This window comes from Bradyrhizobium sp. AUGA SZCCT0283 (assembly GCF_018130385.1).
Classification (GTDB): Bacteria; Pseudomonadota; Alphaproteobacteria; order Rhizobiales; family Xanthobacteraceae; genus Bradyrhizobium.
In genome coordinates this window covers 1-13,675 of the sequence record NZ_JAFCLU010000031.1, presented here as the reverse complement: position 1 = coordinate 13,675, position 13,675 = coordinate 1, and the positions used below count along the sequence as shown (strand labels likewise).

Annotated in this window: 8 protein-coding genes; 6 read left to right on the top strand and 2 right to left on the bottom strand. The window is 58.9% G+C overall.

All coding sequences use genetic code 11. The features are described 5' to 3' along the window. Positions 1–148: 148 nt before the first annotated feature. Positions 149–3,304, bottom strand: coding sequence for an adenylate/guanylate cyclase domain-containing protein (locus JQ624_RS30485; RefSeq protein WP_212422611.1), 3,156 nt, complete (start codon positions 3,302–3,304; stop codon positions 149–151). 234 nt (positions 3,305–3,538) lie between these two features. Then, positions 3,539–4,903, bottom strand: coding sequence for an FAD-binding protein (locus JQ624_RS30480; protein ID WP_212422610.1), 1,365 nt, complete (start codon positions 4,901–4,903; stop codon positions 3,539–3,541). Between the two features lie 1,259 nt (positions 4,904–6,162). On the opposite strand from JQ624_RS30480, the gene JQ624_RS30475 reads away from it, so the two are divergent. From JQ624_RS30475 to JQ624_RS30450, 6 genes are all read left to right on the top strand, one after another. Then, the gene (locus JQ624_RS30475; RefSeq protein WP_212422609.1) at positions 6,163–7,977 is read left to right on the top strand and encodes a peroxidase family protein; all 1,815 of its coding nucleotides are present in this window, start codon (positions 6,163–6,165) and stop codon (positions 7,975–7,977) included. A gap of 9 nt (positions 7,978–7,986) precedes the next feature. Then, positions 7,987–8,952, top strand: a complete 966-nt coding sequence (locus JQ624_RS30470) for a hypothetical protein (RefSeq protein WP_212422608.1) — start codon at positions 7,987–7,989, stop codon at positions 8,950–8,952. 892 nt (positions 8,953–9,844) lie between these two features. After that, positions 9,845–10,816 carry a dienelactone hydrolase family protein gene (locus tag JQ624_RS30465; protein ID WP_212422607.1) on the top strand — a complete coding sequence of 324 codons (972 nt, stop codon included), beginning with the start codon at positions 9,845–9,847 and terminating at the stop codon, positions 10,814–10,816. A gap of 318 nt (positions 10,817–11,134) precedes the next feature. Beyond that, entirely contained in the window at positions 11,135–11,878 is a 744-nt protein-coding gene (locus JQ624_RS30460) for a hypothetical protein (protein WP_212422606.1), read from the top strand. A 391-nt stretch (positions 11,879–12,269) separates the two neighbouring features. Beyond that, positions 12,270–12,557 (top strand): nuclear transport factor 2 family protein, encoded by a 288-nt coding sequence (locus JQ624_RS30455; RefSeq protein ID WP_212422605.1) that lies wholly within the window; start codon positions 12,270–12,272, stop codon positions 12,555–12,557. Positions 12,558–12,841: 284 nt separating this feature from the next. Next, the gene (locus JQ624_RS30450) at positions 12,842–13,498 is read left to right on the top strand and encodes a phosphoribosylanthranilate isomerase (RefSeq protein WP_212422660.1); all 657 of its coding nucleotides are present in this window, start codon (positions 12,842–12,844) and stop codon (positions 13,496–13,498) included. Positions 13,499–13,675 lie beyond the last annotated feature (177 nt).

Here is a 13,675-nt window from a genome sequence, read left to right as displayed (position 1 = left end):
GAGCGACTTTCGCGGTCGTCCGCGACTCGAACTGCGTCCCGCCCGGCGCAGAGCGCCTTCAGGCCGAGCCGGCGGGCGCCTTTTCCGTTCACCCACGTCTCGCTTCGTCTCGCTTCGAGAGTTACGCCAGCCCAGCTTCAAAGCGCTGTCAGCCTTGAGAGCCTCCTTGGAGGGAGCGCAATATCGCTTTGGCATCTGCGCGATCGCCGCGGTCCGGCTGATCGGCGAAGAATTGTAATTCGTATTGCAGCAGCGTGTGTGCACGTTCGGTCTGGCCTTTGGCGGCGAGAAGGCCGGCAAGACTGCCCGCCGCGCGCAAGGCAAATCCTCGTTGGCCGCGCTGGCGGGCGAGCGCCAGCGATTGCTCGAAGCACCGTTCAGCGAGTGCAGCATCATTGATTTGCGCGTGCGCGGCAAGCCGCCCTTCGATACGAAGACATTCGACCTCGTACCAGTAGTTGCCGCCCCGCGCGAAGACGTTGCGCGCCTGCTCGAGACAACGTCTAGCTTCCGCCAGCTTATCGGTGCGGACATATGCCTCAGCAAGCCAGCAAAGGTAGGTGGGCAGCCAGTAGACAAGGTGCGCGTTCTGAAAGGAGTCGCGCAGCTTCTCCAACGTGTCGATGCCCTCCGCCAAGCGGCCGGATTCGACCTCGGACCAGCCGAGAAATGACCGCGCCACCAGGATCCACAGCGGTAGCTCCCGTTCGATCGCGCGCGCAAGCAGCCGCTGTGCGAGCGCCTGCACCGTTCGTACGTCTCGCTCCAGTGTGTACAGCATGCAAGCGTGAGCACAGGCGTAGCCGAAGGTATGAGCGTGCGACAATTGGTCTGCATATTCGAGCGCGTCTCGCCCGTGTGCGACCGCTTCGGTAACCCGGCCCAGCAGCCAGCAGGAAATGCACAGGTTGGATAGGCTCGTGACCTGCACATCGGTCCCGTATATGACGGCCGTTGCGCGGTCGGCGGTTGCATCGTAGAGTTTGGCTGCCCGCTCGAGATGATCGCGCGCCTTTTCAGTCTCGCCGTCAAGTAGCGACGTGCCAAGCAACCGGTGGCCGACCATTCGATCGGCTCTCGTTCCTTTCAGCTCGGCGAGCGTCAGAAAGTCTCGCGCCAGCGCGCCGGCCTCCCGCACATCGCTTGCAACTCGTAGGTACGACCACCGCGCGTACAGCGCCGGAAAGATGCGCGGATCGTTGTCCAAAGCGCGGCAGAGCTCGATGGCGCGGCTGCTCACATCGGCGACCGCGTCGGCACCCCATCCCTGTAGCGCGATCGTCGGTCCGATCAGCGCAATCTGGGCGTTCAGCTCCAGATTGTCCCGTTCAAGTCCAGCAGGGAGCTTCCTGATCTCTTCCCGCGCCGTGTTAAGTTGCGCGATGGCCTCCAGATTTGCCGAGCGCTCGGCTGCTTGCTTTGCCGCTTTGAGCCACATCTGCGCCGCTCGCGAGGTGCGGCCGGCCTCCGACAGGTGCTGCGCGAGGTAGTCGGGTTCCCTGTTGGTGATCTCCGGCAGCTGGAATTCGATCTCCTCGGCGACGCGGGCATGAAGCTCTCGTCTCTGCCGCTTGAGGAGCGAATAGTACGCTACGTCCCGCACCAGAGCATGCTTGAAAGAGTAGACCTTTTGGTCGCCACTGCGCTCGAGCCCTATCAGTCCGGACGCGCGCAGCCGCTCGAGAGCGGGTTCAAGGGTGTTGTGGTGCTCGCTCGCAACAGCCGCCAGAAGTCGATGCGAGAAACTGCGCCCGATCACCGACGCGAGCTGAGCGATCACCTTGGCATCGCCGAGCCGCTCGAGACGGAGCATCAGGGAGTCGTAGAGCGCCGATGGCACTTCGGCGGGCCCACTGGCAACGATCCCACTTCTGACGCCCGGATCGACCTGGCCGGTCTCGAGGGCGGCCGCCGCCAACTCTTCTACGAACAATGGCACGCCGTCCGATCGCGCGACGATCTGCTGGATCAACTGGCTAGGCAGCCGCTTGTCGCGGACGACGGAGCCGGCGAGATCGCGGCAGTCGTCGTCGTCAAGACGCTGAAGCAGTATGCGCCGGATCATCAGCGAACCGCTGTGAATGGTAGTCGCCCGGCTGGTGATCACGAGCAGAATCGGCGCGTTGCCGATCTGGCCAGCGATACGCTCGACGATCTCGATCGTCGATGGATCGGTCCAGTGAAAATCCTCGACCAGTATCAGGCCCGCGCCGCCGTGGGCGTGCGACGTCAACAGCTGCACAACCGCGTCGCGGGTCTTCCGACGCCGCTCCTGCGCATCGGGAACTGTCGCGCTCGATGTGCCATACGTAGGTAAGCCAAGCATTTGGCCGATCAGCACATACTGCTCCTCGTCGCCGGCAGGCGTTGTGGAAAGGAATTCGCGCAGGCGCGCCGAATTGGCCTCGGCGCCTTCATCCTTGCGAATACCGATGCGCTGCTCGAGGGTCCTTATGATCGGGTATAGCGGCGTGTTCTGGTGCTGGGCAGAGGCTTGGACCGCTAGAATCAAGTCGTCGGGCAGCCCGGTTTTGTCGATCAGCTCCAGTGCCAAGCGCGATTTGCCGATCCCGGGCTCCCCGGTGATTTCCACCGTGTGTCCCCGTCCGCTCTTCGCTAACTCCCACGCTTGCAGCAACTCGCCGATTTCGGCGACCCTATTGACCAGGGGCAAGGCATTGCGATGGCGTGCGCGATGCGCCACGTCATCTTCCACCGCCTCTCCCAGGACGAGGAAAACTTCAATTTTCCGCGACAGTCCTTTGAGCGTGCGCATCCCGAGCGGTCGCAACGGGAATTTGCCGCGTAGCAGGCGCTTGGTCTCACCGCTGATCACCAGCGAATTGGGCTCGCCTATTTCCTGCAACCGGAATGCGATGTTGGGCGTTTCGCCGACGATCTCCGTTCCGTCGTGCACATGGTCCCGCCCCGCCTTGCCGATCACCGCCACGCCCGTGTGTAAACCGATCCGGACGCGAAGCGGTTCCTGGATCGTCGCCGTCGAGCGCTCGCTGAGCTCTTGAATACCCCGCAATAACAGCAGGCCAGCGTGTACCGCGCTCTCAGCCTCGTGCTCCGACGCGAGGGGATACCCGAACTCGGCGCGAATGCCGTCACCGATGTAGTTGACGACAATGCCCCCAGCATTCTTGATGCACTGGGAGCTGATCGCCTGGAATTCCAGTAAAATCTCTCTCAGGTCCTCAATGTCGCAACGCTCAGAGAGACCGGTTGAATCGACTATGTCGCAGAACAGAACCGTGACCTGACGGCGTTCAGTTGTTCTGTCGTGAAGATCGTCCATCATTCATCCAGGAATTCTGACGATGGTCCGCGGATCGTTTTGAGCTTCGCTTCTTCTTCGCTATGAGTTTAAGATCCCCTTGCCGATCTGCTTGAGCCCAATCACTGAAAACAAGTCCGCAACGCTTCAAGCGACCAATCGACAACCACCCTAATCTCAATCACGCCAGACTAGGCTTCCAGCTTGGGCATCACAAGCGCTTCCCTTCCCGTTGGGCAGTCTCTGAGCCGGGCCTCACGCGCTCAACAGTTCAGCAAAGAATGGATTTAGCATACGCCGTTGTGGGTCCGCTTGTTTAACTCGCGCAGAGAACTCCTTCCATCTCGCCCCATAGGCTGCCTCGACATGCTGCCTCTCGACGAATGGGCTCTGGTTGAGCAATGGAATGCCGTTCCGCTTGTAGGCAAACTCATTGAATTCCTTTAGAAATCCGTCCCAAGCCGGCTTATCCGTGTAAGCGTGAATGGGGTCGATCGAGAAGATGTCTCCATCGTGCGTGTAAGATAAAATGGAGTGAGTATCCTTCCGGATGAAGTATGAGCCAAGCGCCATGTTGCAGCGAAAGTCGTATTTCTTGAAATACTTCTCACTGAACTCCACGTATTCGCGCAGCGCGCCCAGCCATTGACTGCGGGGGAACGCCCAGAATGTGAATGCATATTTCGCAGATGGCAGAGTCCTGCTGTAGTCGATCGTCTTGTCGGGATTATACAAGGTCGCCCCGCCCACCAGGTACAGCGTCGACATCAGCAGCTTGCTGCCAGCAAACCAAGCATCGAGGGACGCATTCCTAAGCGGCTTGGTCGGGATGCGGCTGTCAATGAACCGGCCCACACGGGCCTCGGTGTGATTCCACAGGGTGCGTCGACCGGCGGCGAATAGCGACGCGAACGGTCCAACATGGTCGACATGCTTTCGCGTCTGGAAGTGTGCCTTTCTGCCGACCGTCCAGCAGATCAAGCCTTTCGACGCATCGATGATCTCGTCCACCTCCTTCTCGGTCAGATCTTTGATCGGACGCGGCAGGTAGCTGAACTGGATCGCTTCCAGCGGCTTGATGCGAAACGTGACCTCATAGACGACCCCACATAGGCCGTAACTCGAGCGCATGAGGTACAGTAGATCCGGGTCATTCGTCTCCGACGCTTCCGCCAACTCACCGCTGGGTGTCACCCATTTGATGCCTATGAGGTATGATCCGACCTGCCCGAACTCGCCCCCGTCCAAGCCGTCCTTCGTATGGCAGCAAGCCGCAGCACCGAGCGTCATGTTCCCGATTTCGATGTTGGTCAGGAATTGGAGGTTCTGCGCGCGCAGCGTCCGCGACGCGTCGATAAACTGAAGACCCGCCTCGGCCGTGAATGTCATTCCCTCTCGATCGATCTCGATGATCCGCTTCATGCCGGACATGTTGATGATAGTTCCGTCCGAGGATGCGCATGGCGTCAAGGAATGATAGCTACCCATCGCCCGGACCGGACCAGGGTAGCGGCCGGTATCTCTCAGGACCGATTGAATCTCGGCAACGGTGCTGGGAAACACGAGTTGCGCGGGAGAGGTTGTGATCCCGCCATCGTAATTCCGCACCATGTTTTTCATCGTATCTACCCCACGAGTACCCCTGTCGGGCGAAAACATGCAGATCAGATATTTCCAGCTCTATCGATGTTAGGATCGAGCTTCGGCTCGGTCATCACAACAATAAGCTTGTTGCCGGACAGCTTCGCAACGCTAACGCAAAATCAGGCGCGTCGGTCACTGCAGGCTGTAATTCCATTGCATACTATCCCAGCATCCATTCGGTCGACAGGGGGAATTGCTGGGTTCGTGCCGATCGGACACCGAGGTCGAGGTATGGTTGCAAGCGGGGGCTGCCTACTCTGCAGGTCGGGATCCGCATCGGTTTCAGCGATGTCACGGATCTTGGTAATCCAGTGATGCTCGCTTGCAGCTGGCTTCTCTTCGACGGCGGTCCATCGCTGCCATCTGAAATCCGGGATATCGCGTCGAAGGATCAGGCAAGGACGGACCAGGGGGACCTCTCCGCCTTCGTCGTCCAACAAATGCTCAGCGAATGTCGCAAGGTCGTAGCGTACGGCATCCAGCGACTTCGCGAGGGCTTCTATGGCGAAACGCTCCCCTCGGGGCAAAAGCGGTCCACATCGCATCGTGCAATCCCCGCGATAACCATCGAGAGTAATTCCCAGCAAGCGCCTGCACTGAATTGATGGCAGCTTTACTCATCTGCGATCGGCTCCAATGTGAAGCACCTCACATTTGTCGCAAGATTTTTGAGCAGCCGGGGCGCCAGATCCAAACTACGCTGAGCAATCGGAGGATCATGGTGGCCGCCCTGAAGCACACCTATCTCAACTGAGGATGCAGAACGATCCGCTTCTTTGAACGTCGGCGCCACGACAACTTGGCAGCGAGGGCCTATCGCGACTTCTTCACGCCGCCAATTGCATAGCTCGCCATAAGAGTTCTCCTTGAGGAAATTCGATTTCAACACGCATTGATCTTATGGATGTCGCAACCGGACCGGGTTCTGTTGCCTTGCAGCCAAGGACTGGATGCAAACACCGTTGGCGTTGATTAGTCGCCGGGGATCATCGAGCTTGCGACAAATCTCATCCCGGCCCGACTTCTGCGTAGTGAAGGGCCTGTTTCAATCATCCCTGGCGGTGCCGCGCTCATACAACGCAACCAACGGGTGTTCGCGGGTTACCTAGCTGCCCGCCGGAAAGAAAGAATGCATATCCGCGAGTCCGATTGGCGAAGAGACGCTTTGGTGATAATAGATTGCAGTTATCAGCTGTAGCCGAAATCGATTTCAGACGTATGCCTTTGGAGAACAAATGTCGCGTCGAAACGACGGCTTTGAATTCCATGCTGGCCTGCTGCAGCGGCTCTTGGATATTGTTTATCGGGTCATCAACTTCTTTGAAAGATGGGATCGACTGCCGACCTTGCTGGCGGCCGTCAACCTCGGCGTATTCCGTGACAGGCTACGGGCGCACAACCTCCACCATACCGGCTACGGTATTGGGACATCGAGCGACTGGAGCGCGGGCAGAGAGCGCTGGCGTTCGCCCGATGGCTCGTTCAACAGCCTCGATCATCCGCGCATGGGCATGGCGGGGTCCCGGTTCGGCCGCAACTTTCCGCTGCCTGAATGCGTGCCCGACAGCGGGGACGAACTGCTCGATCCCAGCCCGCGGGAGATATCCCAAAAATTGCTGGCGCGCCGCACTTTCATTCCCGCGACCAAACTCAATCTTTTGGCCGCCGCCTGGATCCAGTTCGAAACACACAATTGGTTCAGCCATGGGCTGCCCGAGCCGGGTAATGAGTTCAAAATTCCGCTGCAGCCGGACGACGACTGGCCCGAGCGGCAGCGGGTCGACGGCTGCATGCAGATCCGTCGCACCCTCGCGGATACGACACCGCGCGAAACATGGCTCGGCGCCACCCCGACGTTCCGCAACACCAACTCCCATTGGTGGGACGCCGGACAGATCTACGGCAGCAGTCACTCAAGGCAGGCGGATATACGTTCCGGCACGGACGGGAAGATCGCGGTCGGTCCCGACGGCATGCTTCTGGAGGACCCGACACATCTCGGCGTTGATCTCACCGGCTTCAACGACAATTGGTGGGTTGGGCTCAGCCTGCTACACAATCTTTTCGTGCGCGAGCACAACGTGCTCTGCGACGCCTTAAAGGAGCGCTATCCGGCCTGGCACGACGAGGAGCTGTTCCAGCGAGCGCGTCTTATCAACGCGGCCTTGATTGCCAAGATACACACGATCGAATGGACACCGGGCATCCTCGGGCATCCGGCGCTGGACTTCGCCATGCATGCCAATTGGTCGGGTGTACCGTACCGCGTGATGCGCGCGGTGCTCGGCAAGGACAACGAGGCGGCCCACGGCATCCCGGGCTCGCCGACGGACCAGCACAGCGCGCCCTATGCGATGACCGAGGAGTTCACCTCTGTCTATCGCCTCCACCCGCTCCTCCCGGACGAGATGAACGTGCGGCGGCTCGACACCGGAAAGCAAGTGTGCTGCGAGCTGGTCAACATGCAGGGTAAGTCGACGCGTCGTTTCATGGAAGAGCACGGCTTCACAAACCTGCTCTACTCCTTCGGCACCAATCACCCGGGCGCCATTCGCCTTCATAATTTTCCCAATTTCCTGCGCCGGTTCGAAAAGGTTGGCCAGCCGCTCCTGGACGTGGCCGCGATCGACATCATACGCGACCGCGAACGCGGTGTTCCGCGCTACAATCGCTTCCGGGAGTTGGTGGGCAAGCGACGCGTCGAGACATTCGATGAAATCACCAGCATCCCCGGCGCGGCCGACAAGATGCGTGCAATCTACAAGCACGTGGATCGTGTCGACCTCCTCGTTGGGCTACTGGCGGAAGATCTGCCGGAGGGCTTCGGCTTCAGCGACACCGCCTTCCGCATCTTCATTCTGATGGCAACCCGGCGGCTCAAGAGCGATCGCTTCTTTACCGACGACTATCGGCCCGAAATCTACACCGACTTCGGCCTGGATTGGATCAATAATAACAACATGAAATCTGTGCTGTTGCGGCATGTGCCGCAACTCGGCCCGGCGCTCGAAGGCGCCAAAAACTGCTTTGCCCCCTGGAATGTGCTTTGAGGTTTTGCCGTGGCCTTCACGATCACCATTCCGGGCATCATCCGTCTCGTTGTTGTCAGGACGCCGGACGAGGTGCTCGCCGTCAACGATGCAAGCATGGTCGAACGCTCATTGTCCGGCCGTGGCGGTCTGGTGAACCGCTCGGTTGCCGCCAAGCTCGCGGTTTTCCGCACGCCGGACGGAGACATCTGGCCGGCGTTCCGCGACCGGCTCGATCCGTTACGCGTGGCGCACCAAGCGGCGCTCGAAGCGGCGCTTTCCGACGTCAGGCCGTTGCTGCGACGGATCGCGCCCGAAATCGCCGAGCTTGGCGGTTACGTTCGCGACGGGGCAGCGGATCGCAGCTTGGGCGTCATCGTCCAGCAAGCAGTGGGTCGCCTGTTCTTTGCCAATTACACCGCCAGCGAGAAATCATACTACGCCGCGCGCACGCTGCAGACTTGGTTGTCGCCCTGGCCGCTGCGCGCGTTCTGGATCAGGCGTAGCGGCGCGCTGCAGGCCTCGCTTGACCGGATCATGGACTTATCGCGCGGTGATATGGCGTGCGCGCACGCGACCGCGCTTGCAATGGACAACATCGTGAGGTCGATCAAGTTGATGCGCAGGTTGGCGCGTCACGGCGACAATCTGGCGAAGATCGAACCGCTGGATGCGCTAGCGCAGACCTTGCGCGCGCCGACGCGCGTGGTCCGCGAGGCGCGCGACGAACGCCACGTCGGCCCGGTCCGGCTCCGCGCACGGTCGCTGGTGCTGCTAGCGGTGGAAAGCGCCCGCCGGCAACGCCCGGATCCGGGCTTCGCATTGTTTGCCAGCGCTTGGAATCGCTGTCCCGCGCACGGCGTTGTCCCCGCTTTGCTCGCCGACGTTTGGCAGGCAGCGAGGGCCGACACGGGAGGCTCGCCTGAGCAACGCCGCGATCTTCAAACTGATCAAATTCCAGTCTCGAAGAACCCGCCAACGGCGGCCATTCGATAAGCGCTCATTCCGCGATTGGGAGTTGGCATAAATTGACCTCGTCCCCCGTGCATACAAGATCAAACACTTTCGGAGACATGCACAGCCCCGCCGACACCAGTGAGCGTTTAGAACGCCTGCTCTCGTTGGCTGTCTGTAGATTTTCATTTATCTCTCGGTGCACACATCGTGCACGCGCCGCCAAACTATTTGAAAGCATTGAACTCGCGGTCCGATCCGTCATTGGTAGTACAGACGGGGCCTCACGCGATTTTATGCAAATTGGCAAAACAGCATGGCGCGAAATGCCGAGCGGCCCTGTGCAATCAATTATGGAACGGGATAGTACTTCTCAACCGGAGCCGTATCGTTCTATGTCGTAGAATATCGTGGATTTTGGCGCTCCGTGCCTGTAATCATGATTACCGCTATGGGGACGATGCGACCAGGAGGAGAGCTGCTTGGAGCAGCCGGATTGCTTTCTAAGCCCATTGATTTTGGCCTCTTGCGTCAGGCGATCGACCAGCGCTTGGAGGGAGCCACCTAGTCAGCATGTGGCACCTTTGAGATATGCCCGCCTGTCCTGAGAATGTCGGTTCATCGAGGTAGACTGGAAGCCGCCGTGGCCCCGCTCAAACCGACGCGAATGACCCGTTTCGGACCACGCATCCAAATTCCAGCACCTGAGCACACCCACAACTTCTTGTATCCGCGACGCGCGCGGCGATGTAACCTAGGAGGAGCTGCCCAAGGCGGGTTATTGCCGAGATCGCTCCTTATTTAGCGGCTGCGCGTATGACGTCAGCAGCGATGCATTCGGACAATCAAGAAGTCACATTTTCTGGGACCGACCGCCATCGTTCACGCCGATCCTTGGTCATCTGGGAACGTCGGATAACAAGGGAGGGAATTCATGAACACTTTATTCGCCCGCGCCCTGATTACAATCGCTGGGTTTGTCTTCCTGTTGGAAGCCGCACGGGCACAAGCCATCTTCCGCACCGAGATTAGTTCGGTGCCGACAGTCACACTCGACACCGCGGATTTCCTGCTCGGCAAAAAAGATGGCAAGCCCGCGATGATAGCGGGCGAGCTGCGTATTCCAAAGCCCGGAACCGACCGGTTGCCAGCCGTCGCCCTCGTGCATGGTTCGGGCGGCGTTGGCTTCAATATTGGCATGTGGGTGGGCGAGCTAAACAAAGCTGGCTTCGCGACTTTTGTTACCGACAGCTTCACAGGCCGTGGGATAACGAATACCATTACCGATCAAGCGCAACTTTCGTCTTACACGATGATGAACGACGCCTTTGCTGCGCTTGCCGTGCTCGCGAAGCATCCGCGCATCGATCCGGACAAGATTGCGGTCATGGGTTTCTCGAAGGGCGCGATACCCTCACTTTACGCCAGCATGGACCGTTTCCAGAACGCCTACGCCCCTGAGGGCGCAAGCTTCGCCGCCTATATCGGTTTCTACACGCCCTGCAACACCGCGATGATCGGTGACGAAAAGGTCAGCGCGAAGCCGATCCGGCTTTATCACGGCATCGCCGACGACTGGGTGCCGGTCGGTCCATGCCGCGACTACGTCGCGCGACTGAAAAAAGCTGGTGCCAAAATAGACCTCGTTGAATATCCCGGTGCCTATCATGCTTTCGACGTGCAGACGATCCCGGGCACGCTACAGCTGCCGCAGGCGCAGACTTGGCGTAAATGCCGCTACGAGGAAAAGCCCCAGGGCGCGATCATCAACAGCGATACGGGCCAGCCCGCCAGTTTCAACGAGCCCTGTATCGAGCGAGGTACCACGATCGCCTATAATGCTGAAGCGACCGACGCTGCTCGCAAGGACGTCGTCGAATTTCTCAGCAAACTTTTCAACAAGTAGCCGACGGAAATGAACGCGCCGTCAATACTCACCGTCGCGTTGAAATAGAAAAAGGCTCTGCGCAATGCAGACCCTTTTCTGCCTTCGGTCGCAATTGTTCAGTTCTATAGATGGTACTGCGGCGAAATCACGAGGAGTAGCGCGGTTGTCCGTTGTTGGCACCTTTGAGACATGCCCGCCTATCCTGAGGATGTCCGTTCGCCGGGGTAGACCGGAAGTAGCCGTGGGCCGGTCAAACCGACGCGAATGACCCATAACGGCCCTTCGCCGTCGCTAGCTATATCGAGATTCTCTTATCCGCAGCCCGGACGATGGAGTATGATGGTGTTCATGGAGGATCATCTTTTAAGCCCGTGCGACCGGGAGGGCCGTGTCATGGGAGATAATAAGGCTTTTCTGGCCACGCCCTATCAGGAGGAATTGAGGTGGGTGCGTAACGCGATCGCGAGTGCCTGTAGACGCCTCAATATTGAGCTCATCTCGGTGGACGAGCAAGTCGCTGCTGGCGATGTCATTGCCGGGATTCATCAATACGTTCGATCGAGCGACTTCGGTTACGTCGTCATAACAGGACTCAATGCGAATGTAATGTACGAACTGGGCCTCCTCCACCAAGCGGGGAAGCCGACGATCATTCTGTCTGACGCAGATACGGCAGTCCCCTTTGACCTGCGGTCGGCGATGAGACTTGAATACGATGCCCAAACCAAAGACGAAGCTCGATTGACAGACCAAGTCGCGGCGGTTACGGGCCAACTCCTGCGCTTCTTCGATCAAGCGGAGCGAACTGCTATCGTCAGTGGTGTCGGACGCTCGCCGACGCTCACTGCACAGGATATTGGCGCATCGGTGTTTCGAGTTGCAGAGTTCGAATTCGAAGACATAAAGAACCGCGCGGCAAGAGCCATGGGGCGGACGGGTTGCGCTACAAGCAACATCATGCTGCTGGACGAAGGGAGTTTTCGCGGATGGCGGCTGAAGGCAAAGTGCGCCGGTGGCTCGACGCTAATAGTGAAGGTCGACCTCAATGGCGAAGCCTTCGAGATCGACGTCCAGGAATAGGCTGTCGGCTGTCCAGGAGAAGGATCCAACCGCGCCTCACACCGACCACCCAGGTTCCTTGCACGCAATTATTGGCAGCGCATCGACTAAAGCGAGAATTGTGGCTCCCGGTGCACGGCGTTTGCTGCGTGCATGAGTCAGCAATTGGCGCGTTTGAGACACGCCAATCTGTGTCGGATAACGGTGAAAATATTTACGCGGGAGGTGTCGGGAGCACAACCGGCAAAACGTCCTCTTGGCGCCAACGACGGAACTACGCGGAGGATTTCAGATGGATCACGGGCAAAATAGCTCAGAAGATGAAGCAGCCGTCCGCGCCGTGTAGAGACCTGGCTGGCCGCCATAAGGCGCAGAGATATAGAAGGGATACTCCAAAAACCACGACATCTTGATGTTCGATGTGCCACCTCCCTTTCAATCCAGGGGACTAGAAGCCTACAGGACAACGTGGGACCTGTTCTATTCCTGGACAAGCGATCCGGTCCTCTTCAAACCTACCGAAATGAGCATTACCGCCAGCGCCAACGTCGCCTTCGTCGTCGCGACCGTGCGTTGCGCCGGATCTGAAGCAAACGAGGAACCTGAAGGCCTGGACTTCCGCCTGACAATGGGCATGCGCAAAATCGATGACCGATGGACCATCATCCACGAACATCATTCAGTGCCGGCCGTGGATTAGCGTGATCGTTCCACCGTTTGCGCCTAGCTGCTCCCGAAGGACAAAAAGTGACCGCAGGCCGCCCGAGTTGGCGCGGCCTTTTTCATATCAAGACTAAACCTGCGATGTCGCCCAATGTGCACCTTTGAGACATGCCCGCCTATCCTGAGAATGTCCGTTCACCGGGTAGACCGGAAGTCGCCGTAGTCCCGCCAAATCGACGCGAATGACCCAAAGCGGCATTGACCCAAGACCAGCCCATCCTGTCTACACAACTGAGTGGCTGACAGCGCTGGTGTAAGACAATACTGACGCAAATTTACGAAGTTGCGACACCTGCGGAAGCCGCGGCGATATCGGCAATCGGCGTGGATCATATCGGCGTGCTCGTCGGCGACGGTGCCTTCCCTCGGGAACTTCCGGTTCAAACGGCGTCGGCCCTCGTGAAGATGATCCGGGCGCCGTCCGTACTTTCCGCGCTGTTCCTCTCGGCGGATGTCGCTCTTATCGAACGGATGGCAGGGGAGCTTGATCCGCCCATCGTCCATCTTGGCGCATCAAGCGAATTGCTTACGCCTGATCTTGTCGTGGCACTGCGAAAGTCCCTGCCAAAGACCAAATTCATGCGCAGCGTACCTGTCACGGGACCTGAGGCGGTAGGTGTGGCGCAAGCATATGATGGAGTTGTCGATTGGGTCCTGCTTGACAGTCATCGCACAGGTGATGTGCAAATCGGCGCGCAGGGCGTGACGCATGACTGGAGCATCAGTCGAAAGATTGTGGAGAGTGTTCGTACCCCAGTAATACTTGCTGGTGGCCTCGGACCAGACAATGTCAAAGAAGCTATTCGGTCGGTGCGACCTGCCGGTGTCGATTCGAAAACAAGGACCGATCAAGAGGGCACTCACTCAAAAAACCTGGGGAAGGTGGAAGCCTTCTATCGCGCTGCGACGAGCGGTTAGATCGCACTTCTCTTCTTGTGCAGGTTTGAGACATGTCCGCCTAGAATGTCCATTCACCGGGGTAGACCAGAAGTCGCCGTGCTCCGGCCAAACCGACGCGAATGGTAGAGTCGAGATGTGGCGCGGTGGCGTTAGGTAGAACATATCTGTTGCCGCCCCTTTCGTCTGGCGGTGCCT

What these genes read in the sequence shown, in the direction of transcription:
- JQ624_RS30475 (WP_212422609.1), top strand. Translation starts at nt 6,163, where the DNA reads ATGTCGCGTCGAAACGACGGCTTTGAATTCCATGCTGGCCTGCTGCAG.
- JQ624_RS30485 (WP_212422611.1), bottom strand. Translation starts at nt 3,304, where the DNA reads ATGGACGATCTTCACGACAGAACAACTGAACGCCGTCAGGTCACGGTT.
- JQ624_RS30480 (WP_212422610.1), bottom strand. Translation starts at nt 4,903, where the DNA reads ATGAAAAACATGGTGCGGAATTACGATGGCGGGATCACAACCTCTCCC.
- JQ624_RS30465 (WP_212422607.1), top strand. Translation starts at nt 9,845, where the DNA reads ATGAACACTTTATTCGCCCGCGCCCTGATTACAATCGCTGGGTTTGTC.
- JQ624_RS30460 (WP_212422606.1), top strand. Translation starts at nt 11,135, where the DNA reads ATGATGGTGTTCATGGAGGATCATCTTTTAAGCCCGTGCGACCGGGAG.
- JQ624_RS30455 (WP_212422605.1), top strand. Translation starts at nt 12,270, where the DNA reads ATGTTCGATGTGCCACCTCCCTTTCAATCCAGGGGACTAGAAGCCTAC.